Source organism: Nocardia bhagyanarayanae, from assembly GCF_006716565.1.
Classification (GTDB): domain Bacteria; phylum Actinomycetota; class Actinomycetes; order Mycobacteriales; family Mycobacteriaceae; genus Nocardia; species Nocardia bhagyanarayanae.
In genome coordinates this window covers 820697-843946 of sequence record NZ_VFPG01000001.1, presented here as the reverse complement: position 1 = coordinate 843946, position 23250 = coordinate 820697, and the positions used below count along the sequence as shown (strand labels likewise).

Annotated in this window: 21 protein-coding genes; 10 read left to right on the top strand and 11 right to left on the bottom strand. The window is 67.7% G+C overall.

Features of this window, described 5'->3' with window-relative positions; all coding sequences use genetic code 11:
- Positions 1 to 455 precede the first annotated feature (455 nt).
- Genes FB390_RS03190 through FB390_RS03180 form a run of 3 tightly spaced genes read left to right on the top strand, consistent with a single transcriptional unit; the run spans position 456 to position 3029 of the window.
- Positions 456 to 1484 carry a hypothetical protein gene (locus FB390_RS03190; protein WP_221639202.1) on the top strand — a complete coding sequence of 343 codons (1029 nt, stop codon included), beginning with the start codon at positions 456 to 458 and terminating at the stop codon, positions 1482 to 1484.
- 10 nt (positions 1485 to 1494) lie between these two features.
- Positions 1495 to 2010, top strand: a complete 516-nt coding sequence (locus FB390_RS03185; protein ID WP_141807596.1) for an ImmA/IrrE family metallo-endopeptidase — start codon at positions 1495 to 1497, stop codon at positions 2008 to 2010.
- The gene (locus FB390_RS03180; RefSeq protein ID WP_141807595.1) at positions 2007 to 3029 is read left to right on the top strand and encodes a hypothetical protein; all 1023 of its coding nucleotides are present in this window, start codon (positions 2007 to 2009) and stop codon (positions 3027 to 3029) included. Before FB390_RS03185 ends, FB390_RS03180 begins: the two co-directional genes overlap by 4 nt.
- Before the next feature lie 425 nt (positions 3030 to 3454).
- Here FB390_RS03180 and FB390_RS03175 read toward each other — a convergent pair whose 3' ends face one another.
- Complete coding sequence (locus FB390_RS03175; protein ID WP_011207048.1) at positions 3455 to 3871, bottom strand: helix-turn-helix domain-containing protein; 417 nt, start codon at positions 3869 to 3871, stop codon at positions 3455 to 3457.
- Positions 3872 to 4234: 363 nt separating this feature from the next.
- Positions 4235 to 5398 carry a steroid 3-ketoacyl-CoA thiolase gene (locus FB390_RS03170; RefSeq protein WP_141807594.1) on the bottom strand — a complete coding sequence of 388 codons (1164 nt, stop codon included), beginning with the start codon at positions 5396 to 5398 and terminating at the stop codon, positions 4235 to 4237.
- A gap of 131 nt (positions 5399 to 5529) precedes the next feature.
- On the opposite strand from FB390_RS03170, the gene FB390_RS03165 reads away from it, so the two are divergent.
- Entirely contained in the window at positions 5530 to 6795 is a 1266-nt protein-coding gene (locus FB390_RS03165; protein WP_141807593.1) for a cytochrome P450, read from the top strand.
- An 85-nt stretch (positions 6796 to 6880) separates the two neighbouring features.
- On the opposite strand, the gene FB390_RS03160 is transcribed toward FB390_RS03165, so the two are convergent.
- Genes FB390_RS03160 through FB390_RS03145 form a run of 4 tightly spaced genes read right to left on the bottom strand, consistent with a single transcriptional unit; the run spans position 6881 to position 10475 of the window.
- Positions 6881 to 7300, bottom strand: a complete 420-nt coding sequence (locus tag FB390_RS03160) for a nuclear transport factor 2 family protein (RefSeq protein ID WP_141807592.1) — start codon at positions 7298 to 7300, stop codon at positions 6881 to 6883.
- Positions 7297 to 8466: a thiolase domain-containing protein gene (locus FB390_RS03155; protein ID WP_141807591.1), complete on the bottom strand. Its 1170-nt coding sequence runs from the start codon at positions 8464 to 8466 to the stop codon at positions 7297 to 7299. The genes FB390_RS03160 and FB390_RS03155 overlap by 4 nt, the downstream gene beginning before the upstream one ends.
- Entirely contained in the window at positions 8463 to 9497 is a 1035-nt protein-coding gene (locus FB390_RS03150; protein ID WP_141807590.1) for a thiolase domain-containing protein, read from the bottom strand. Before FB390_RS03150 ends, FB390_RS03155 begins: the two co-directional genes overlap by 4 nt.
- A 12-nt stretch (positions 9498 to 9509) precedes the next feature.
- A complete protein-coding gene (locus FB390_RS03145) occupies positions 9510 to 10475 on the bottom strand; it encodes a Zn-ribbon domain-containing OB-fold protein (RefSeq protein ID WP_141807589.1) in 966 nt (321 codons plus the stop codon).
- Between the two features lie 220 nt (positions 10476 to 10695).
- On the opposite strand from FB390_RS03145, the gene FB390_RS03140 reads away from it, so the two are divergent.
- Complete coding sequence (locus FB390_RS03140; RefSeq protein WP_141807588.1) at positions 10696 to 11733, top strand: LLM class F420-dependent oxidoreductase; 1038 nt, start codon at positions 10696 to 10698, stop codon at positions 11731 to 11733.
- Between the two features lie 40 nt (positions 11734 to 11773).
- Entirely contained in the window at positions 11774 to 13312 is a 1539-nt protein-coding gene (locus FB390_RS03135; RefSeq protein ID WP_246123832.1) for an acyl-CoA synthetase, read from the top strand.
- Between the two features lie 1084 nt (positions 13313 to 14396).
- Here the strand turns inward: FB390_RS03135 and FB390_RS03130 are convergent.
- On the bottom strand, positions 14397 to 15389 hold the full coding sequence (locus FB390_RS03130) for a sigma-70 family RNA polymerase sigma factor (protein ID WP_141807586.1): 993 nt from the start codon (positions 15387 to 15389) through the stop codon (positions 14397 to 14399).
- Positions 15390 to 15567: 178 nt separating this feature from the next.
- On the opposite strand from FB390_RS03130, the gene FB390_RS03125 reads away from it, so the two are divergent.
- The gene (locus FB390_RS03125; RefSeq protein WP_067791250.1) at positions 15568 to 15987 is read left to right on the top strand and encodes a VOC family protein; all 420 of its coding nucleotides are present in this window, start codon (positions 15568 to 15570) and stop codon (positions 15985 to 15987) included.
- Positions 15988 to 16048: 61 nt separating this feature from the next.
- On the opposite strand, the gene FB390_RS03120 is transcribed toward FB390_RS03125, so the two are convergent.
- A complete protein-coding gene (locus tag FB390_RS03120) occupies positions 16049 to 16831 on the bottom strand; it encodes a crotonase/enoyl-CoA hydratase family protein (protein ID WP_141807585.1) in 783 nt (260 codons plus the stop codon).
- Positions 16832 to 16891: 60 nt separating this feature from the next.
- On the opposite strand from FB390_RS03120, the gene FB390_RS03115 reads away from it, so the two are divergent.
- On the top strand, positions 16892 to 18541 hold the full coding sequence (locus tag FB390_RS03115; protein ID WP_141807584.1) for an acyl-CoA synthetase: 1650 nt from the start codon (positions 16892 to 16894) through the stop codon (positions 18539 to 18541).
- Positions 18542 to 18595: 54 nt separating this feature from the next.
- On the opposite strand, the gene FB390_RS03110 is transcribed toward FB390_RS03115, so the two are convergent.
- A complete protein-coding gene (locus FB390_RS03110) occupies positions 18596 to 19777 on the bottom strand; it encodes an FAD-dependent monooxygenase (protein WP_141807583.1) in 1182 nt (393 codons plus the stop codon).
- Positions 19778 to 19878: 101 nt separating this feature from the next.
- Here FB390_RS03110 and FB390_RS03105 point away from each other — a divergent pair, with 101 nt between their 5' ends.
- Entirely contained in the window at positions 19879 to 20490 is a 612-nt protein-coding gene (locus tag FB390_RS03105) for a TetR/AcrR family transcriptional regulator (RefSeq protein WP_141807582.1), read from the top strand.
- Between the two features lie 78 nt (positions 20491 to 20568).
- Here FB390_RS03105 and FB390_RS03100 read toward each other — a convergent pair whose 3' ends face one another.
- Both FB390_RS03100 and FB390_RS03095 read right to left on the bottom strand, forming a co-directional pair.
- Positions 20569 to 21672: an acyl-CoA dehydrogenase family protein gene (locus FB390_RS03100; protein WP_141807581.1), complete on the bottom strand. Its 1104-nt coding sequence runs from the start codon at positions 21670 to 21672 to the stop codon at positions 20569 to 20571.
- Between the two features lie 20 nt (positions 21673 to 21692).
- On the bottom strand, positions 21693 to 22886 hold the full coding sequence (locus FB390_RS03095; protein ID WP_141807580.1) for an acyl-CoA dehydrogenase family protein: 1194 nt from the start codon (positions 22884 to 22886) through the stop codon (positions 21693 to 21695).
- A gap of 151 nt (positions 22887 to 23037) precedes the next feature.
- On the opposite strand from FB390_RS03095, the gene FB390_RS03090 reads away from it, so the two are divergent.
- Positions 23038 to 23226: a ferredoxin gene (locus tag FB390_RS03090; RefSeq protein ID WP_141807579.1), complete on the top strand. Its 189-nt coding sequence runs from the start codon at positions 23038 to 23040 to the stop codon at positions 23224 to 23226.
- The last annotated feature ends 24 nt before the right edge of the window (positions 23227 to 23250 follow it).

Sequence of the window (23250 nt, the reverse complement as noted above, 5' to 3'; positions counted from 1 at the left end):
CGTACCTGCTCCTTCGGCCGGGCGATCGACGGAGTTGTGCCTGCGATTTCGGTTGGGCGTCCCTCCCGGTTGCTTCCGGCCATGCGCGGCTACCGATGACCTGCGTCCGTCAGGGGGCGTTCCCTGCCCGCGCTCCAGCCCTGCGCGGCCGGGGGCGCATCTCCGCCTTGATCTCTGACGGACCACGTGCTGTGAAGGCCTTCGTGCAGGTGCGTTTGCTAGGCGGCCCTGCGCGTCCTCCAGTGAAGTTCGGGCTAACCCGAGTGATTCGAGCCGCGCGTCGCTCGGGATGTCGCCCAGCGCGCCCAACCTTTTACTGCGAGGTTCGGAACGGGGGTTTACTATTGGCACCCGTCGTCGAAAAGTCCCGGATGAGGTGTTGCGACCGGGCATAGATCTGCGCTGTACGAAGAGGGGAAGGCTGGCGCATGGCCGTTGGTCGCACTGTCCGTGCGTTGGCTCTAGCCGGAGCGGTGACCGGTTTCGCGCTACTCGGCTCCGTCGCCGCCGTCGCGCAACCGGGTGGCATACCGCTCGAGGAACCGGCACAACCGAGCATTCCCGCCCCGGGCCCTGGATTGCCCCTCGTCCCCATGACCCCCGAACCCGCCGCCGCGGAAATCGGTTCGTCCGGTACCGGTTCGGTCGGTGCCGCAGGTTCCGCTGGACTGGGTTCCGCCGGCGCCGCGGGTTCCGCAGGCCTCGGCTCGGCTGGCGCCGCGGGTTCCGCCGGGCTCGGTTCGGCGGGCGCGGCCGGTTCGGCCGGGCTCGGCGCTGTGCTCGGTACCGGGTCTGCGGGATTGGGTGCGCTGCTGGGTACCGGGTCTGCCGGTTTGGGTGCGTTGCTCGGCACCGGTTCGGCCGGAGTGGGTGCGTTGCTCGGAACCGGTTCGGCCGCTGTGGGTTCCGCGGCCGTGGGTTCCGCTGGCGTTGGCTCGGCCGGAGTCGGTTCCGCCGCAGTCGGTTCGGCGGGTGTCGGTTCGGCGGGCGTTGGTTCCGCCGCCGTCGGTTCCGCAGGTGTCGGCTCTGCGGGCGTTGGTTCCGCGGGTCTCGGCTCCGCCGCCGTCGGTTCGGCCGCGGTAGGTTCCGCGTCGCCCCTGTTGCTCCTGCTGATCCCGCTCCCGGCCCCGCCCACGATTCCCGCCGTGCCCCTTGTCATTCCGCCCGTGCCGGTGCCGAACATCCAGGCTCCGCAACTCGCGCCGGTCCTCGTCGCCGAGCCGCACGCTCCCGAGGCGGTCCCCGAACAGGCGCCCCCACCACCGCCTCCCGCGCCGCAGGCGCCCGCCAAACCGGACCACGACGTGCGCCCGACGAGCGCCGACGACGGACTGCCCGAACCGGACATGCTCTCGGTCGTCGGCGGCCTCATCGCGCTCGCGCTCGCCGGAACCGGTTCCGGCGCGGTGAGTTTCCAGAGCGCCTCCGCCGCGCAGGCCAGGGTGGACGCCGCCCGCGCCCAGTTCTTCGGCCCGAGGTCGTGAGGGAGCAGCGATGAGTGAGAGCAGGACCCAGAGCAGCTCCCGGTCCTATCGGCGGGTGGCGGCCGCGGTCGACGCGGTGTGCGCCGTGGCCGCCGACTTCGACGCGACCACCCTGGACGAAGTGGTCGCCGCGGTCGCCGCGGAACGCAAGCGGGAAATCGAGATCGCCAGCGCGCAACTGGGTCCCGGCGTATGCGGACAGCGCAGGTTCTATCCCGATCGCGACGTCATCGTGCTGGCGACCGCGCTGCCAAGCCGAGATCACACGCTGGCACACGAACTCGGCCACATCGTCTTCGATCACGAGGGCGCGCCCGCGCCCGAGGTGACGCTGGAGGCCAGCGACGACCTGATCGCCTACATGCTGAGCCAGCGGGCCCATCAGCAGATCGTCGACGACGGCGCCGACGAACTCGCCGAGTGGGAGGCCGAGACCTTCGCCGCCATGCTGATGACCCGGCTGCGCGTCTTCAACAGCCGAGGCGCAGGCGTCTCGGTCCTACGATTCGATGAGGCACTCGGATGACGCTCTGGTTGACGGCCATGCTGGTGTGGGTCGCCGCGGGCGCGCGCGTGGGGCGCGTGCTGGTGAAGCCCGCGACGACGGCGCGGGTGGCGATCGTCGTCGCGGTGGCCGCGGTCGCGCTCGGCGCGACGGTCGCGGTGCCCGAGATCGCCCTCGCCATAGACGATCTGCGCCCGCACGGCCTGCGCTCGGGACTGCTGTCCGATGGCGTCGTGGTGTCGGCCTGGCTCGCGTTCGTCACCGCGACCTCGGTGGTGGCCGCCGCGGCGTGGCCGGTGGTCTCCCGGCGCAACCTGCGCCAGATCGCGATGGTGATCTACGCGGCGGGCGCCACCGCCGTGGCCCTCGCGCTTGCCTTGTCGTACACGTTCGGCTGGGGCCTCGTGGTGCTCGGCGCGATCTTCGTCGTCGTGACCGGTCTGCGGAACCTGGACTGGACCACACTCGGCCGCGGCATCGCCATCTACACCGCGGGCACCGCGCTGGTCGGCGTGCTCGCGGCCCTTCATGTTCAGCGCGCGCTTGCCGACGAACCGCGCGCGCCCGCGGGTGAACCGACGTGGGGCTGGCCCGCGTGGGAAATCGCCGCTCTCCTAGTCGCTTTCGGCGCCGTGTGGATCGTGGTGGAGCTGTGGGTGCGAGCGAGGGTGCTACTGCGCCGGATTCGGCCGCTGCACCGCCTGATGGTGGGCCGGTTCCCAGAAGTGGTGGCGCACGAGCAGACCGGAACCTCCACGCAGCTGCGGGCTTCGGACCAGGTCGCCCAGATCATGGACGCGCTCTACCTGCAATCGGGCGGCGGTGTCGAGCTGGTCGCCGCGGGAGCGCCGCCTGCCGCCGTGGCCGACCGCGCTGATCGGGTGGCGCATTGGGCGCGAAATCCCTTGGGCGACATAGTGATCGACGCGCGCTGGATCGCTCCGCCGGAAGGCGTCAGTCCGCGCGGCTGGGTGCAGGCGATCGCTCGCGCCTACCAATCCACAACGGGCGCGCACGCGGAGCGCTCCGCCTCCCGATGACCCGACCCGCTCACAGCGCTGACGGCCGGGCGGTGATGGTATCCGTCACCGTGACGACAGCGAGGCATACCTGAAGTTGGACCGGTGTCCATGGAGGGAATGGGAATGCCCCTGGAAATAGGGGCGACCGAAAAGAGACAGAACTGTCTCGGCTCCGATGACGTTGTGTGACACGCGTTTGCGCAATGGCGATCACGTCCGCCGCAGTATCGATCGGCGATGCACTTTCAAACGTTCTTGCGCAGCGCGGATTGCGAATCGTTGCGAACGCAATCCGCGGAACTACGGAATGCGACTACGCCGCCGAATTGACTTCGGCGGAAAGGTCTGCGCCGTCGACGGTCTCGGCCCGGTCACGGACTGGCTCGCGCACAACGCAGCACAGTGCGACCGATGGCCGCACTGTGCTGCGCTGTGGGAGAACCCTATTCGGTTCCATCCGGAGGAATTTCGGGCAAGCCCTCGCTGGCCCGAAGCTTCTCCGCCATGGAGGTGAGGAGGTTCTGCGATTCTTCGGACAGATCGAACGCCCTACTCGACAGCCGACGCAGTCCGTAGCCCTGCAGCTGGGACAGCAGCTCTAGATCGTGATCGATCTTGGCGGCATAGATGTCGTTGAAGAAGTAGTCCGGCTTGACCTTGAAGAACTTGGCCAGTGCAGCCACCGTTTCGTCCGACGGGTTGGTCCGCTGGCCCGACCGCAACTGCGAGAGATACGGTTTCGAGATCGGATGCCCGGAGGCCGTCAGCGCAGCCGCAACCTCCGCGTTGGTGTGCGGCTTGCGCCCCGGGGGATGCACGGTTTCGAACAGCTTGTTCAGCCGCGCCGCGAAATCAGCCATTGTGAGCCGCCCAATTCCCTTCGCTGTACTAACAGTCGTTATCTCGGATACGTATCATTGATATTAGCGGCTCAGTAACTGAAAACCTACGCCTGATTCAGGATTTCCTTGAAGCTTCTAGGTGCGCCGTCGGCGAAGTCACTGAGACGGTTGCGTTTGCGGGTCGCGCCAACGTCTCTAGTCCAAGGGCGGTACGACCCGGTTCTGGCCCGTCGCGGGGTTCTTCCCGGACGAGGCAATGATAGCGAAAAGATAGCTGACATCTCATCTAGTCGGCTGTACTGGCCATTGTGTGGCGTACGACACGTTTTGCGGGCTTTGGGATGAACGTTCAACCAACGGGTGCGAAAATGGTTGAAGTTGCTACAACCTCTCGATGATCGTACCTGTCGCCAGTGCGCCACCGGCACACATGAGCACCATCGCGGTACTACCCCCGGTGCGTTCCAGTTCGTGCAAAGCCGTTGTGATGAGCCGGGATCCGGTGGACCCGACGGGATGGCCGATCGCAATGGCGCCGCCGTTGACATTTACCCGGTCCATGTCCGGCTGATGTACAGAAGCCCAGGAAAGTGCGACCGAAGCGAATGCCTCATTGATCTCGAAAAGGTCGATGTCACCGATATTCATCCCGGAGCGCTCGAGCAGGCGGGTGCAGGCCTGCACCGGACCGTCCAAGTGGAACTCCGGCTCGGCGCCGACGAGCGCCTGCGTCACGATCCGCGCCCGCGGCCGCAATCCCGCTCGCTGCGCGGCCTTTTCGTCCATCAGGAGAACGGCGGCCGCGCCGTCGGAGATCTGCGACGAACTGCCCGCCGTGTGAACGCCGCCTTCCAGCACGGGCTTCAGCTTGGCGAGACCCTCCACCGTCGTCTCGCGCAGACCCTGGTCTCGCGTGACGTCCAGCTTCTCGCCGGTGAGGTTCCCTTCCTTGTCCACCACGGGCGCGGTGATCGGCAGCACCTCGCGGTCGAAGCGTCCCTCGGCCCACGCCTGCGCGGCCAGCCGCTGCGAGCGCGCGCCGAACGCGTCCACATCGTCGCGAGTGATGCCGCGCCGCTTGGCAATACGCTCCGCGGCCTCGAACTGGTTGGGCAGGTCGATATTCCATGACGCGGGCCTGCGCGGGCCCGCGTGCTCGCCGACATTGGCGCCCAACGGAACTCGGCTCATGGCCTCGACGCCGCATGCCATGCCGATGTCGATCGCGCCGGCGGCGATGAGGCCGGCGACCAGGTGATTGGCCTGCTGGGCCGAACCGCACTGCGCGTCGATCGTGGTCGCGCCCGTCTGCCACGGCAGTCCGGCGTGCAGCCACGCGACCCGGGTGACGTTGTTGGACTGCTCGCCCGCCTGGGTGACGCAGCCGCCGATCACCTGTTCCACCTGGGCCGGGTCCAGGTGGGCGCGCTCGAGCAGTCCGCGCTGGGTCAGGCCGAGGAGTTCGGCGGCGTGCAGACCGGAAAGCCAGCCGCCGCGCTTGCCGATTGGGGTGCGAGCGGCCTCGACGATGACGGGTGTGCCCATCTTTGAACCTTCCACTAGGGGACAGAACTGAAACGTGTGCCAGCCGGATCGGCCACGCTTATTTACTAGTCCTTCCGGCTGTGCTGCAATTGATTGTAGAACGTGTTTCAGTTTGTCGAAGGAGACATCTGGTGGTTGAGACTCGGAATGCCCGCCCGAATCTGCCGGAAGGGTTCGACGTCACGGACCCGGACATCTACGCCGAGCGAATTCCGGTCGAAGAGTTCGCCGAGCTGCGCAGGACCGCGCCGATCTGGTGGAACCCGCAGTCGCCCGAGACCGGTGGCTTCCAAGACGACGGCTTCTGGGTCGTGAGCAAGCACGCCGACATCAAGGAGGTCTCGCGGCGCAGCGATGTGTTCTCCAGCTTCCAGAACACCGCGATCCCGCGCTTCAACGACGACATCACCCGCGAGCAGATCGAGCTCCAGCGCATCGTCCTGCTCAACATGGACGCGCCCGAGCACACCAAGCTCCGCAAGATCATCTCGCGCGGCTTCACCCCGCGCGCCATCAACGGCCTGCGCGCCGAGCTCTCGGCGCGGGCCGAGGACATCGTGAAGAGGGCGGCCGCGTCGGGGGCGGGCGACTTCGTCACCCAGGTCGCGTGCGAGCTGCCGCTGCAGGCGATCGCCGAGCTGATCGGTGTGCCGCAGGAAGACCGGATGAAGGTGTTCGCCTGGTCGAACCAGATGACGGGCTACGACGACCCGGACAACGACGCCGACCCGGTGGCCGCCTCCGCCGAGGTCCTCGGCTACGCCTATCAAATGGCCGTCGCGCGCAAAGCGTGTCCCGCCGACGACATCGTCACCACGCTGATCGAGGCAGACATCGACGGCGACAAGCTCAGCGAGGAGGAGTTCGGCTTCTTCGTCATCCTGTTGGCCGTCGCGGGCAACGAGACCACCCGCAACGCGATCACCCAGGGCATGATGGCCTTCCTGGACCACCCCGATCAGTGGGAGCTGTTCAAGAAGGAGCGCCCGGCGACCGCCGCCGACGAGATCATCCGGTGGGCCAGCCCGATCACCTCCTTCCAGCGCACCGCCCTGGAGGACACCGAACTCGGCGGCGTGCAGATCAAGAAGGGCCAGCGGCTGGTGATGCTGTACCGTTCGGCCAACTTCGACGAGGACGTCTTCGAGAACCCGCTGAAGTTCGACATCACCCGCCAGGACAATCAGCACCTGTCCTTCGGCGGCACCGGCGCGCACTTCTGCATCGGCGCGAACCTGGCCCGCCTGGAGATCGACCTGATCTTCAACGCCATCGCCGACCATCTGCCCGACATCACCAAGCTCGGCGATCCGAAGCGGCTGCGCTCCGGCTGGCTGAACGGGATCAAGGAATTCCAGGTCGACTACAAGACGGGCGGCTGCCCCGTCGCGCACTGACGGACGAGAAAGGCCCTCGAACCGGGTACCCAGCCGGTTCGAGGGCCTTTTGTGTGCTGCCCGAGAGTGGAGCGGGCAGCAGGTCTCAGTCGACGCGCCGGGTGGTCTTCACGGCCCGGTCGACCTCCCAGAACGCGCGCAGAGCGGCGATCTTGCCCGCGTCGTCGACCTTGTAGGTGAACACGCCCTCGGCGTCGATCTCGTGCCCGCCGATGCGGGTGCGGATGGTGCCGGTGAAGGCCACCTCCTTGCCGCAGGCGAAGGAATCGTCGAAAAGGAACTCGATCGATTCGGTCTGCGCGATCGCCTTGTCCCAGAACGCCGCGATGGCGTCGCGCCCGCGATGCCCCTTGCCCTCCGGATCGAAACCCGAAGGGCCGATGGGGTCTTCGACGATGCCGTCGGTCGCGAAGAGATCCAGCCACGCGTCCTTGTCCCGTGCCCGTACGGCGGCTTGGGACGCGAGTCCGGCGAGGCGGGCGGGGTGCTCCGTCGTAGTGGTCATTCCGGCTTCTCCGAACCCACAACCCACATCGAGAAGTATTGCGACCCACCGCCGTACGCGTGACCCATGGCCTTGCGCGCGCCGTCGACCTGGTAGTCGCCCGCCCGTTCCATCACCTGCTTGGCGGCTTCCGCGAACCGGATGAGCCCGGACGCGCCGATCGGATTGGAGGAGAGCACGCCGCCCGACGGGTTGACCGGGATGCGTCCGCCGATCTCGGTCTCGCCCTTCTCGGTGAGTTTCCAGCCGTCACCCGGGGCCGCGAAGCCGAGGTTCTCCAGCCACATCGGCTCGAACCAAGAGAACGGCACGTAGATCTCGGCCGCGTCGATCTCCTCGAGCGGATCGGTGATGCCCGCCGCCTTCCAGAGCGCGGCGGCCGCGTCCCGGCCCGCCTGCGGGTTGACCTGGTCGCGCCCGGCGTAGGTGGTCGGCTCGGTGCGCATCGCAGTGCCGTGCACCCAGGCGACCTTCTTGCCTTCGGCCTCGACCGCCGCGGCCGCCTCCGCGTCGCCGATGACGATCGCGCAGGCGCCGTCCGAGGACGGGCAGGTCTCGTCGAAGCGGATCGGATCCCACAGCATCTGCGAGGCGAGGACCGATTCCAGCGTGATGTCGGCCTGCTGGAGGTGGGCCAGCGGGTTCTTGGCGCCGTTGCGCCGGTCCTTCACCGCGACCATCGCGCCGATGTGGGTCGGCGCGTTCGACCTGCGGATGTAGGAACGTACGTGCGGCGCGAAATAGCCGCCCGCGCCCGCGCCGACCGGCATGGTGAACGGCACCGGAATCGACAACGCCCACATGGCATTCGACTCCGACTGCTTCTCCCACGCCACCGCGAGCACCCGCTTGTGCACGCCCGCCTGCACCAGGTTGGCGGCCACCACACCGGTGGAACCGCCGACCGAGCCGGCGGTGTGCACGCGCAGCAGCGGCTTCCCGGTCGCGCCGAGCGCGTCGGCCATGTGCAGTTCGGGCATCATGACGCCTTCGAACAGGTCCGGCGCCTTGCCGACCACGACCGCGTCGATATCGGCGATGGTGAGCCCGGCATCGGCGAGTGCGCGATCGATTGCCTCGCGGCACATGCCCGCCATCGACACGTCGGTTCGTTTCGTCACGTGATGGGTCTGTCCGGTGCCGAGCACCGCGGCCGGGACACTCATGCGTGCGCCTCCAAAACGGTCACAAGATTCTGCTGTAGCGCGGGGCCGCTGGTGGCGTGGGCGAGCGCGCGGTTGGCGTTGCCGGCCATGATGGCTTCGGCCGCGAAGCCGATGCGCTCCAGTCCCGCCGCGAACATCGGGTTGGCGGCCAGCGCACCGCCCGACGGATTCACCGTGGTCTCCGGCTTCAATCCGATTGCCTCGGTGAGGATCAGCTGCTGGTGGCTGAACTGCGCGTGCAGTTCGGCGATATCGAAGCCGCTCAGGTCGCCGCCGGTAACCGCCTGCGCGGCAGCCGAAGTCGAGGGGGAGACGGTGAGGTCGCGGGCGCCGAGCACGGGGGTGTCGATGCGGTGAGCCATGCCGGTGATCCAGGCGGGGCGCTCACACAGTTCGCGGGCGCGGTCGCCGACCGCGAGCACGATGGCGGCCGCGCCGTCGGTGATCGGCGCGCAGTCGTGCGCGCGCAGTGGATCGGCCACATACGGTGTGGCGAGCAGGCTTTCGACGTCACCGGAACCGCCCGCCGCGACCGCGGCCATGTCGCGCTCGGTCCAGCGGCCCGCGTCCAGACCGGCCCGAGCCTGGAGGCCCGCGATGGACAGCGCGTCCGGCCACAGGGGAGCGACGAGGTACGGGTCGAGCTGCATGGTGAGCACCTGGCGCAGCGTGCCCGCCGAGGACTTGCCGAAGCCGTAGACCAGCGCGGTGCGGGCCTGCCCGGACTTCAGTTTCACGAACGCCTCGTACAGCGCCCACGCGGCGTCCATCTCGACGTGCGACTCGTTGATCGGGGGCACGGCGCCGATGGCGTCCACCGCCGAGATGAACGAGAAGGCGCGTCCGGCAAGGTAATCGGAGGAGCCCGAGCACCAGAAGTCGATGTCGGACTTGGTGATGCCGAGGTCGGCGTAGAGCTGCTGGAAGCAGGGCACCAGCATCTCGACACCGTTGGTGGTGCCGAAGGTCTCCGGCACGTGCGGCGCGTGGGCGAAGCCCACGACCGCGATGTCGGTGGCGTTGTCAGTCAACGTAAGCGCCTCTCACAGGTGGTGCTTGTAGGTCTCGTAGTCGGCGTCCGGCTCGCCGCTCGGCTCGAAGTGGTCGACGTTCTCCAGACCGTGACCCCACTCCTCGCGCGGCTTCCACACCGCCTTCACGCGCATGCCCATCCGTACTTCGCTTGCGTCACAACCGAGTACGAGGTGCAGGACCGGGATGTCGGCGCCGTCCAGCAGCACGTAGGCCGCGACGTACGGCGGTTTGATGCGCTGCCCGAGGAACGGGACGTTCACGATGCAGAAGGTGGTGATCGTGCCGTGATCGGACAGCTCGATGAAGTCGTCGGTCGGCCTACCGTCGGTCGGGTTGGCCCCGCGCGGTGGGAAGTACACCTTGCCCTGGGCGTCGGTGCGCGCGCCGATCAACTTGCCTTCGGCGAGTCCGCGCAGGTAGACGGTTTCCTGCGGGGAAGCGGTGTGCTTGTAGGACAGGTCGACCGGCGTCACGATCATCGTGACCGGCTCGCCGCTCTCGGCGGCGGGCTCGGCGGCGGACTGCTCGCCCGGCTCGAAGCAGACGATGTCCTTGATGGTGCCCTCGGTCTGCTCGGCCCACCGCGCGCGCACCCGCATGCCGGTCCGAATCTGGTCCGGCGCGGCGACATCGACGGCGTGCAGCATGCTGGTGTCCGCGCCGTCCAGCTGGATCAGCGCCCAGGCGAAGGGCCGGTCGAAGGGCTGGCCGGGGAGCGGCTCGTGCACCCAGGTCCAGGAGGCGACCACGCCGGTGTCGGCGACGTCGACGAAATCCGTCAGCGGCAGGCTGGTGACCGGGTCGTATTCGGGCGGCGGCACCAGGACCCGGCCGTCCGTCCCGCGCACGCCGACCACCTTGCGGCTCCGCAGACCGGTCAGGAATCGGCCGATGGTCGGTCCCACCGACCGTGTGTAGTCGAATCGCGCCCGCAGTGGGGCGCTCAGCACATCGGGTGCCGTGCTGGTGTCCAATTCCGACCCTCTCTCAGCTGTTCATCACCCGCCGCTGTTCCGGCGGCCGTCGTCGCGCCGCGCGCCAGGGCGGGTTCGTCCCGCCCAGCTCGCGGCGGTGCTCATCCCGTCGGGCCCCCACCCGTGAATACGCCGGACGCGGTATTCCCCTTGGTCACGCTATCGAGTAGAACAGGTTCTTATTCTGGTGGCAAGGGACGTGGCTCGGAAAGGGACGATCATGAAGTTCGGATTGCAACTCGGATATTGGATGGCGCAGCCGCCGCAGAACGCCGGGGAGTTGGTCGTCGCGGCCGAGAAAGCGGGCTTCGACGCCGTGTTCGCCGCGGAGTCGTGGGGCTCGGACGCCTTCGGTCCGCTCACCTGGTGGGGTTCGTCCACCGAGCGGGTGCGGCTCGGCACCTCGGTGGTGCAGATGTCGGCGCGCACGCCCGCCGCGACCGCGATGCACGCGCTGACCCTCGACCACCTCAGCGGCGGTCGGGCGATCCTCGGGCTCGGGGTTTCCGGTCCGCAGGTGGTGGAGGGGTGGTACGGGCAGCCGTTCGCCAAACCCTTGCAGCGCACCCGCGAGTACGTCGGCATCATCCGCCGCGTCCTCGCGCGGGAGGCGCCGGTGACCAGCGACGGCCCGCACTACCCGCTGCCGTACACCGGGCCGGGTTCGATCGGGCTCGGTAAGCCGCTCAAGCCGATCGTGCACCCGCTACGTGCGGATTTGCCGATCTGGCTCGGCGCGGAGGGCCCGAAGAACGTGGCGCTCACCGCCGAGATCGCCGACGGCTGGCTGGCGATCTACTACGCGCCGCGCCTGGCGAACATGTACAACGACTGGCTCGACGAGGGATTTGCCAGGGCGGGCGCTCGCCGGTCGCGCGAGGACTTCGAGATCGCGGCGAGCTGCCAGGTGGTGATCACCGACGACCCCGCCGCAGAGTTGGAGCGGATGCGCTGGATCATGGCGCTCTACATCGGCGGCATGGGCGCGCCGGAGCTGAATTTCCACGCGCAGGTCTATCGCCGGATGGGCTACGACCGCGAGGTCGACGAGATCGGCAGGCTGTTCCAGGCGGGCAAGAAGGCCGAGGCGGCGGCCGTCGTCCCGGACGAGCTGATCCTGGACACCGCCATCATCGGCGACGAGGAGCATGTGCGTAAGCAATTGAAGGTCTGGGAGGCCGCAGGCGTCACCATGATGCTGGTGTCGGTTCCGGACGTGGCGCAATTGCACCGGCTCGCACCCCTTGTCGATCAGTAGAACGCGTTCTAGATTCAATGGGGTGACGGCGCAGGAGTCAGTGCAAATTCTCGGTCTGTGGAACATCGCGAACGCCGAACCCGATCGGATCGCCATGGTCGATCCCTCGGGCCGGGAGGTGACCTATCGTGAACTGGCCACGCTCGCCAACCGCTACGCCAACGGGCTGCGCGCCCTCGGCCTGCGGACCGGCGACGTGCTGGTGAGCATGGTGCACAACTGCGTCGAGGCGGTCGCCGCCTACTTCGCGGCCTACCAGTCCGGCCTGTACATCGTTGCGGTGAACTGGCACCTCACCGGTCCCGAGGTGGCCTACATCCTCCAGGACAGCGAGGCCAAGGCGTTCATCGCGAGCGACCGGTTCGCCGCCGCGGCCAAGGCGGCCGCCGACGAGGCCGGTTTGCCTGCGTCCGCGCGCTTTTCGGTCGGCGAGATCGACGGCTTCAAGTCGGTGGCCTGGCTCGGGGCGGCCGACACCGGTCGTCCGTCCGAGCGCAGCACCGGCGCGCCGATGCTCTACACCTCGGGAACCACGGGGCGGCCCAAGGGAGTTCGCCGTCCGCTCACCGGCGCCGACCCCGACGCCATCCCGCCGCACACCACCGCCTTCTTCGGCTTGTTCGAGCTGGCGCCCTACGACGATCACGTGCACATTTGCGGTTCACCGCTGTACCACACCGCGGTGCTGAACTTCGCGACCATCTCGATCCAGTTGGGGCACACCCTCGTTCTCATGGACAAGTGGGAACCCGAGGAGATGCTGCGCCTGATCGACAAGTACCGGGTCACCCACAGCCACATGGTGCCCACTCAGTTCCACCGGTTGCTCGCGCTGCCCGCGGAAGTGCGCGCGAAGTACGACGTCACCTCGCTGCGCAGCATGGTGCACGGCGCGGCGCCGTGCCCGCGGGAGACCAAGCGCCAGATGCTCGAGTGGTGGGGACCGACGGTCACCGAGTACTACGCCGCGACCGAGGGCGGCGGCACGGTGATCAACGGCGCCGACTGGCTGCGCAAGCCCGGCTCGGTCGGCAAGGCGTGGCCGTGGTCGGTGATCAAGGTGCTCAGCGAGGAGGACGGCAGCGAGGTCGCCGCGGGCGAAACCGGTTTGGTGTACATGAAGATGGGCGCCTCCAGCTTCGAATACCACCACGACAAGGCCAAGACCGAGGACGCGCGCGTCGGCGACCTGTTCACCGTCGGCGACATCGGCTACCTCGACGAGGACGGCTACCTCTACCTCTGCGACCGGCGCTCGGATCTGATTCTTTCCGGCGGGGTGAACATCTATCCGGCCGAAATCGAGAGTGTGCTCGTCACGCATCCGAAGGTCGCCGACGTGGCTGTCTTCGGTATCCCGCATCCCGATTGGGGGCAGGAGGTGAAGGCGGTGGTTCAGCCCGCGGATGGGGTGGAGGCCGGTGCGGAGCTCACCGCTGAGTTGCTTGGTTTCGCGGCAACGCAATTGGCCAAGTACAAGATGCCGCGGTCGGTTGATTACCTGGCGGAGCTTCCGCGGGATCCGAATGGGAAGTTGTACAAGCGGAAGTTGCGGGAGAGGTACGTGGCGGCGTCGTAGGGGTGGTGCGAGGGGGTGCCTACCGGCTCGGTTGAGCGCGAGGGTTGGGTTGGTTGACGGTTCCCAATGTTGCGGGTGGCCAAGAGGGTTTGCCTACCTAGGTTTCATCCCGATGTTGTAGGTGCCCGGATGGTCTGCCTACCAGGGTTTTATCTCAATGTTGTGAGTTCCCAGGATGTTCTGCCTATCCAGGGTTTATCCCAATGTTGCAGGTGCCTGGATGGTCTGCCTACCAGGGTTTCATCCCAATGTTGTGGGTTCCCAGGGCGTCTGCCTACCAGGGTTTCATCCCAATGTTGTGGGTTCCCAGGATGTCTGCCTACCAGGGTTTCATCCCAATGTTGCGGGTTCCCAGGATGTCTGCCTACCCAGGTTTGCCTCTGAGCAGTGCTGGGCACGTCGTCTGCCGTACCCGACTTACCTCCCGCAGTCAGGTGCGCGGGGTTCGGCTTCCGGCGTGGTCGACCGGCTCTGGTTGCGTCTAGAGAGTGCGCAAACGGGAAGAGAGCTCTCAGCCTGTCAAGGGCCCAACCACCATTTGACTACCGTCGATAGTGAAATGGTTTCGACGGTAGTCAAATGGTGGCTTTCGAAGATCAAATAGCAACCATTTGACTACCGTCGATTTCCCCGGCTCCCCAGCACCCGCCCCGGAGCGCGCCACCGCCGGATCCGGGCCCGCCACCGCCCGCCCTGTACGCGCTACCGCCACCTAGGGCAGCCCCCCGCCGCCACCGCCCCGCGCCACCGGAGCCTGCGCGGAGAGTGCACGCGCTACGCACGCCGACCCACCCACACACACCGCAGCCCACCCCACCAACTCCTCCGGCTGCCCTCTCTAGACGCAACCACAGCCAGATGACCACGCCGGAAGCCGCACCTACGCCCACCAACTGCGGGAGGTAAGCCGGGTACGGCACCCAACGCGCCCAGCACTGTTCGAGGAAAACACTGGTAGGCAAACTATTTGGACAAGTCGACCCGGGATTACGTGACCCAACCGGACCACCGACCCCAACCTTTCGCCCCGGCAGGAACCCGCCCGACCGCCGCACCCTCCGATCGCGACCAAACGCCCGCCCGACTAGTCGCGCAACTCCATCGGCAACCCGAACAACGGGAACAACCGCTCCGTATCCAAAAAGAAGTTCAGCCCAGAAATGGTCTCCCCATCCAGCTCCAGCACCGTGATCGACCACGGCACGAACACCCCCGGCTCCTCGCTCGGCTTGTAATGTCCGAACGCGGGCAGACCGTTCGCCCCCTCCAGCCGCACCATCCGCGAGCCCGCGCAAGCGCTGCCGGTGCCGAGCATGAACTCGGCGACGTTCTCCGGGCCGGAAATCCACAGGTCGAAGGGCGGCATGGACAGTGCCACATCGGCTTTCAGGAGTGTGGTCAGCGCGTCCATGTCGTAGGCCTCGAAAGCGGCGACGAAGTCGTCGACGAGTTTGCGCTGATCGTCGTCGGAATCGTCGTAGCCGTCGGTGCTGGTGGGCTGCACCTTGGACATGGTGGCGCGGGCGCGCTGCAGGGCGCTGTTCACAGAGGCGGGCGACATGGTCAGCGCCTCGGCGGTCTCGCTCGCCGAGAAGCGCAGCACCTCGCGCATGATCAGGATGGCGCGCTGGGTCGCGGGCAGATGCTGACATGCCGCGACGAAAGCCAGGCGCAGGGTGTCCTTGGTGGCGGCGTGTTCGGCCGGATCCGCCCCGAAGGCAAGGGCATTCGGGATCGGCTCGATCCAGACGTAGTCGGGCTGCGGCGGGGGTAGCGGCGAATCCGGCGTGCCGGGGCCGGAGAGGTCCATCGGCCTGGCTCGCCGCTGGGGACCGTCGAGCATGTCAAGGCAGACGTTGGTGGCGATGCGGTACAGCCAGGATCGCAGGCTGGCCCGGCCCTCGAAGGAGCCGTAGGACTTCCACGCCCTCGTGAAGGTCTCCTGCACCGCGTCCTCGGCCTCGAAGGACGAGCCGAGCATGCGGTACGCGTAGGCGCACAGCTCCCGCCGGTGACCCTCGAACGACGCGAGAACGTCGGGGGAGAGGGTGGTGGACGAGGTGGACGGTTCGCTCATGGGTGCCACCATGCCACAGCCCACCGACACAAAACAGGCCCGAAAACCGGCCGGCACCTGGACCAAGATCGGCCGGAAACGGGGTGACCGTAGTCACACGCGGCCGCAGCGATTAGTTCTCGCGGCCGGGTCCGTCTCTACCTGTGAACACGCCGACGCGCCCCGAGAGGACGAGAACATGAGCAGCAAGATGATCTTCATCAACCTTCCGGTCACCGATCTGGACCGGTCGAAGGCCTTCTACGAGGCACTGGGCTGGAAGGTCAACCAGGACTTCACCGACGAGAACGCCTCGTGCATCGTCGTCGACGACAACATCTGCCTGATGCTGCTGACCAGGGAATACTTCACCACCTTCAGCAAGCGCCCGATCGCCGACACCGTCTCGGCCACGGCCGCCGCGTACGCGCTGTCGCTGTCCAGCGCGCAGGAGGTCGACCAGCTGACCGACGCCGCCGTCGCCGCGGGCGCGACCGAGGAGGTCAACGAGGAGAAGCGCGCCCAGGAGGCCCAGGTCGGCATGCACGGCCGCACCTTCATCGACCCCGACGGCCACCAGTGGGAGCCGTTCTGGATGGACTACCCCGGCGCCAACTGACGCCCGAAGACAACGCGGCCCCCGAACGCGAACGCGCCGGGGGCCGAGCCGTATCCGGCGCTCAGTTGCCGGTGAAAGTGGGCTTGCGCTTCTCCGCGAAAGCCTTCGGGCCCTCCTTGGCGTCCGCCGACTTGAAGACCTCGGTCCCGAGTTCGGCGTCGATCTTGAAGGCCTCTTCCTCGTGCATGCCCTCGGTGTCGCGGATAGTGCGCAGAATCGCCTGCACCGCGAGCGGACCGTTGGCCGCGATCAGATCGGCCAGTTCGAGCGCCTTGTCGAGCGCGGTGCCGTCCGGGACGACGTGCCCGATCAGGCCGATCTCCTTGGCCTCCGCCGCGGTGACGTGCCTGCCGGTGAGCAGGATGTCGGCCGCGACGGTGTAGGGGATCTGGCGCACCAGGCGCACCGCGGAGCCGCCGAGCGGGAAGAGGCCCCAACGCGCCTCGGACACACCGAACTTCGCGCTCTCGCCTGCCACGCGGATGTCGGTGCCCTGCAGAATCTCGGTGCCGCCCGCGATGGCCGGGCCCTCGACCGCCGCGATCAGCGGCTTGGTAAGCCTGCGGCCCTTGAGCAGCGCCTCGATCTTGGACAGGTCCCAGCCGCCGCCCTTGAACGAATCGCCGGGGTGCTGGGCGGTCATCGCCTTGAGGTCCGCGCCCGCGCAGAACGCGCCGCCCGCGCCGGTCAGGATCGCCACCCGGATATCCGGATCGCTGTCCACCTGGTCCCAGGCGTCGCGCATGATCGCCATCATTTCGGCCGACAGCGCGTTGCGGGCCTCGGGCCGGTTCATGGTGACGATGAGAACGTGGTCGCGCTTCTCGACGAGGCAGTGCGGCATTGCTGATTCTCCTGACTTTCGAGCCTTGTCAAGAACAGTAACACGTTCTATTTTTAGCGTGTGAGCCACAACATAGCCGACCTCGTCGAACATGCCATCGACCTCATGCCCGATCGCGTCGCGCTGGCCGACGACGGCCGTGAGGTGACCTATGCCCAGCTGGAGGAGCGCGCCAACAAATTGGCCCACTACCTGCTGGAACACGGTGTTCAGCCGGGCGACAAGGTGGGCATCTACTCGCGCAACACCATCGAGGCCGTCGAGGCCATGGTCGCGGTGTTCAAAGCCCGCGCCGTGATGATCAACGTGAACTACCGATACGTCGAGAACGAGTTGCAATACATCTTCGACAATTCGGACATGGTCGCGCTGATTCACGAGCGCCGCTACAGCGACAAGGTGGCCGCGGTCCGGCCTGCGATCGAGAAGCTGCGCACCGTCATCGTCGTGGACGACGATACGACCGGCACGATCCCCACCGCAGCCGATTCGGTCGAATACGAGGCGGCCCTCGCGCAGTCCTCCGCCGCGCGCGACTTCGGCGAACGTTCGCCCGACGACCTGTACATGCTCTACACCGGCGGCACCACCGGCATGCCCAAGGGCGTGATGTGGCGGCAGGAGGACGTGTGGCGCGTGCTCGGCGGCGGCATCAACTTCCTCACCGGTGAATACGTCGCCGACGAATGGGATCTCGCCAAGCTCGGCGCGGCCAACCCGCCGATGACCCGGTTCCCGATTCCGCCGATGATCCACGGCGGCTCCCAGTGGGCCACCTTCCAGAGCCTGTTCGGCGGCGGCAAGACCGTGATGATCCCGGAGTTCACCGGACACGGTGTGTGGCAGCACATCGACCGGCACGGCATCAACCTCATCTTCATCACCGGCGACGCGATGGCCCGGCCGATGCTGGACGCGCTGATCGAGGGCAACCCGGAAACCGGTAAGCCGTACGACCTTTCGACGCTCTTCGCGATCGCCAGCAGCGCGGCGCTCTTCTCGCCCGCCATCAAGGAGAAGCTGCTCGATCTGCTGCCGAACCGGATGATCACCGACTCGATCGGGTCCTCCGAGACCGGGTTCGGCGGGCTCAGCATGGTCACGAAGGGCGAGGCCCACACGGGCGGACCGCGGGTCAAGATCGACGCCTCCACCGAGGTGCTCGACGAGGCGGGCAATCCGGTGGTTCCCGGGTCCGGCCAGATCGGCATCCTCGCGCGCAAGGGCCACATTCCGCTCGGCTACTACAAGGACGAGGCCAAGACCGCCGCGACCTTCAAAGAGTTCAACGGGATTCGCTACTCGATCCCCGGCGACTACGCGCGGGTCGAGGAGGACGGCACCGTCACGATGCTCGGCCGCGGTTCGGTCAGCATCAACAGCGGCGGCGAGAAGATCTTCCCCGAAGAGGTCGAGGGCGCGCTCAAGTCGCACCCCGAGATCTTCGACGCCCTGGTGGTCGGCGTCGACGACGATCGCTGGGGCCAGCGCGTCGTCGCGGTCGTCCAGTGTCGCGGCGACAACCGCCCCACCCTCGAGGAGTTGCGGCCGGTGCTGACTCAGGAGATCGCACCCTACAAACTCCCGCGCAGCCTCTGGTACGTCGAGGAGATCAAGCGTTCCCCCGCGGGTAAGCCGGACTACCGGTGGGCCAAGGCGCAAACCGAGGCGCGTCCGGCGGACGAGCACGCCGAGGCCGGCGCCAAGTAATCGGCAGAACGGAAGGGCCGCCGCGTAGATCGCGGCGGCCCTTCTTGCTTTCGATCAGCGGGTCGTCAGCTCGGCCAAGCGGAAGGCGAGGCGGCTGCGGACCGCGGGGATTCGGGTCAGCACCGAGAGCACGGTGTTGCGCGCGAGCCGCGCGACGCGGGGACGGAGGGTGGCCATCTTCGTCATGCGGTCGGTGAACGCCACCACCCCCACGGCGACAGGGCGGCGGGTGGCTTCGTACTCGTCCAAGAGGGTCTGCGGCTCGCCCGCCAGCACCCGCGCCAGCAGCGGGCCGAGGGCGGCCGCGTCCTGGATGCCGGTGTTCATGCCCTGACCGCCCGCCGGGCTGTGCACGTGCGCGGCGTCGCCGACCAGCAGGATCCGACCCGCGCGGTAACGGTCGGCCACCCGGTGGTGCACACGGAATCGCGACGACCACAGCACTTCCCGCACGCGAATGTCGCCGCCGGGGCCGCGCGCGTCCAGGATCGCCTGAATGTCGTCGACGGTGGGATGCTCGGGCGCCTCGTCCAGTGTGGCGACCACCCGGTAGCGGTCGGGTTCCGCGGTGTCGGGCAGCGGCGCCACGACGGTCACGCCCTCCGGCGAAAGGTGCAGCGCTACTTCGTCTCTGGCGATCGGCCAGGCCATCCGCACGTCGGCGAGGACGAACGAGGCGGGGTAGGTGTCGCCGGTGAAGCCGATCCCCGCTTGCTCGCGCACGGTGCTGTGCATGCCGTCGGCGCCGATGACGTAATCGGCGCGAATGGCACCCGCGACGCCCGCGGCATCGGTGTATTCGACGGTGACCCCGTCCTTTTCGTTCACGACGCGGGTGACCACGTACGGCCGGCGCACTTGTCCGCCCGCCTTGTGCAGACGCTCGAGCAGCACCGCTTCGGTGGTGTCCTGCGGGGTCATCAGGGTGTACGGGTACGGGGTCGGGAGGTTGCCGAACTCGATGGTCGCTAGAGTGCGCGCGCCGTCGTGCACGGTGAAGCGCGGAACCTGGATGCCCCGCAGGATCAGTTCGTCGGCGATACCGAGTTCGGCGAGTACCTCGAGGGTGCGCGCGTGCACCACGGCCGCGCGAGAAGTGTTGGCGCCCTCGCTGAGTCGATCCAGGACGACCACGTCGACGCCCGCGTCCAAGAGGGTGATGGCGGCGGTGAGTCCGGCGGGTCCGGCACCGACGACGAGTACCGAGGTGGTGGTGGGGAGCGGGGTGGCGGTCATGTCTGGCTCCTATGTCAACAACTGTAGGCCAACGCTTGTTGGCATAACGATAGGGCCCCGCGAGTCCAGAAGTCAACAGTTGTTGGCCTACAATTGTTGGCATGACAGAGTTGTCTGATCAGCCACCCGCCCGCCGCTCCGACGCGACCCGCGCCGCGATTCTCGAGGCGGCACGGGCGCGTTTCGCCGCCGAGGGATTCCGCAGAGCCACGATCCGGGCCATCGCCGCCGACGCCGCCATCGATCCGTCCATGGTGATGCGCTATTTCGGCAGCAAGGACGGCCTGTTCGCGGCGGCCGTCGACATCGATCTCGAACTGCCCGATCTGGCCGCCGCCGAGCCGGACACGTTGGGCGAGTTGCTGATCCGCCGCTTCCTCGCGATCTGGGAGGATCAGCAGAACACCGTCCTGCTGATCCTGCTGCGCTCGTCCATCACCGACGACGCCGTCTCCGACCGCTTCCGTCAGGTCTTCGCCGAGCAGGTGCTCCCCGCGGTCCTCCGCTTCGGCGACCCGGCCGACGCCCCCCGTCGCAGCGGCCTCGTCGTCACCCAACTCCTCGGCTTGGCCCTGTGCCGCTACGTCCTCCGGCTCCCCCCGGTCGTCGCCATGACCCCACCCCAACTCATCGCCGACATCGCCCCCACCCTCCAGCGCTACCTGACCTCCACCCCACCCCCCGCCCAGCCATCGAACGGTGGCGGAAGCTAGTTCGCAGGCCCCCAACGGCGATCGGCCCGTCGGTTGTGCCGACGGGCCGATGTGTGGGGGCGGTTGTGCCGCTGGGGTTCAGGATGGGGTGGCGAGGAGGGCGCCGAGGGCGCGGAGGTGGTCGGTGGCTGCGCCGAGGGCGAACTCGTTGTGTTTGGCGGCGGTGAAGTAGTTGTGCACGATGTGGTCGCGGTCGATGCCGACGCCGCCGTGCACGTGGACGACGGTGTGGGCGACGCGGTGGCCCGCGTCGGCGGCCCAGAACTTGGCCGTGTGCACGGCCTCGGCGGCGGGCAGGTCTTCGGCGAGCCGCCATGCCGCCTGGGTGACCGCGAGGCGCAAGCCCTGCACGTCGATGTAGGCGTCGGCCAGGCGCTGCGCGACCGCCTGGAAGCTGCCGACGGCCTTGCCGAACTGCTCGCGTTCGCGCGCGTAATCGGCGACGAGTTCCAGCGCCTTCTCGACGGTGCCCAACTGCTGGGCGCTGAGTCCGAGCCAGGCGCGGGTGAGGATCCAGTCGAGCAGCTCCGCGCCGCCGTCCACGGTGCCGACCAATTCGGCAGGGGTGTCGGTGAATTCGACGCCGAACTCCGCGCTGAGATCAACCACCTGCTGGGCGGTGACCGACACCGACGCGTCGGCGGGATCGACGAGGAAGACCGCGGGCACGCCGGAAACCGTGGCGGGCACCAGGATCCGGGCCGCGCGATCGGCGTAGGGCACCGTGGTCTTGGTTCCGGTCAGCCGCCACGCGCCGTCGCTCTCCCGGGCGACGGTGGTCGGCTTGGCGGGTTCGTAGTTGTGCTCCTCGGCCAGCGCCGCGGTCAGGATCGCCGAACCCTCGCCCGCCTGAGCGGCCAGCGCCTGCTGGCTCTCGGAACCGAACCGCGCCAGCGCGCCTGCGCCGACCACGATCGACCAGAGGTACGGAACGGCGGCGACCGACTTGCCGAGCTCGCGAAGCACCGCGGTCTGCTCGAGCGCGCCGAGCCCGCTGCCGCCGACGTTCTCCGGCAGCGCCGCGGCCAGAATCCCGGTCTCGGCCAGCGACTTCCACAGCGGCTCGTCGAACCGGCCCGCCACGTCGAGCGCGCGCAGCCGATCGGCGGTGACGAGCTTGCCGCACACCTCGCCGGTCAGTCGGGCCAGGTCGAGCTGAGCTTCGGTGGGAGTGAAATCCATGGTGGTTCTCTGCTTTCTGCTCAGCGCGCGGCGGCGGGCTGGCGGAGGGCGGTCATGGCGATGATGTCGCGTTGCACCTCGTTGGTGCCGCCGCCGAAGGTCAGGATCAGCGCGGCGCGGTGGAAGCGCTCCAGGCGGCCGCGCAGTTCGGCGCCGGGGGAGTCCTGGCGCAGGTAGGCCTGCGGGCCGAGAACCTCCATCAGCAGCCGGTACGCCTCGGTGGCCAGCTCGGTGCCGTACACCTTGCAGGTCGAGGCGTCCCACGGGCGCGGCGCCGCGTCGCCGCCCGCGTCGGCGCGGCTGGCGATCTCCCAGTTGAGCAGCTTCAGGTACTCGACCTTGGCGTGCACCTTGGCCAGATTCAGCTGCACCCATTCCTTATCGATGACGCGCGAGCCGTCGCCCGCCTTGGTGTTGCGCGCCCACTCGAGGGTCTGGTTCAGCGCGACGGTCAGCGGCCCTGCCGAGGTGAGCGCGACGCGCTCGTGGTTGAGCTGGTTGGTGATGAGCGCCCAGCCGCCGTTCTCCTGGCCGACCAGCGAGCTGACCGGAACGCGCACGTCCTGGTAGTAAGTGGCGCTGGTGTCGGGGCCCGCCATGGTGTGCACCGGCGTCCACGAGAAGCCATCGGCCGTGGTCGGCACGATGAGCATGCTGATGCCCTTGTGCTTCTTGGCGTTCGGGTCGGTGCGCACCGCGAGCCAGACGTAGTCGGCGTAGGCGATCAGGCTGGTCCACATCTTCTGGCCGTTGATCACGTACTCGTCGCCGTCGCGCACCGCGGAGGTGCGCAGGCTGGCCAGGTCGGTGCCCGCGCCGGGCTCGGAGTAGCCGATGGAGAAGTGCAGCTCGCCCGCGGCGATCTTGGGCAGGAAGAACTTCTTCTGTTCCTCGCTGCCGTAGTGCATGATCGTGGGCGCCACCGAGTTGATGGTCAGGAACGGGACCGGGGCGCCCGCGATGGCGGCTTCGTCGGTGAAGATCAGCTGGTCCATGGTCGGCCGGTCCTGGCCGCCGTACTCCTTGGGCCAGGCCAGCGTCAGCCAGCCGTCGCGGCCCATCTCCTGCACGATCTCGCGGTAGACATTGCCGTGCCCGTACTCACCGGTCGTCGCGCTCAGCGCGGCCCGGCGCTCCGGTGTGATCAGCCGCGCGAAGTAGTCGCGCAACTCGGCGCGGAGCTCTTCTTGCTGCGGCGTGTACGCAATGCGCATGGCAAAACCTCGTGTCCTTCGATTCGCTTGTCCCGATGATTGCATATCGACTGAAACATGTTCCAGTATTGCCGAGGAATCCGGCCGATGGCGGCGCGCGTGGCAGTGCGGGCTTGTAGGCTTCGATAAGAGTCGCAGTAAAGGAGTTTCCATGAAGGTCAGCGTCGATCTGGATCTGTGCGAGGCGAACGGAATCTGTGTGGGAATCGCCCCCGACGTCTTCGAACTCGATGACGAGGACCAGCTGCACATCCTGACGGCCGACGTGGCGGAGGACCGTCTCGGCGATGTCGAGGATGCGGTGGCGCAGTGCCCGAAAGCCGCGCTGAAGCTTCAGTGAAAGTTTCTTGCCAGTAGGTTGGAA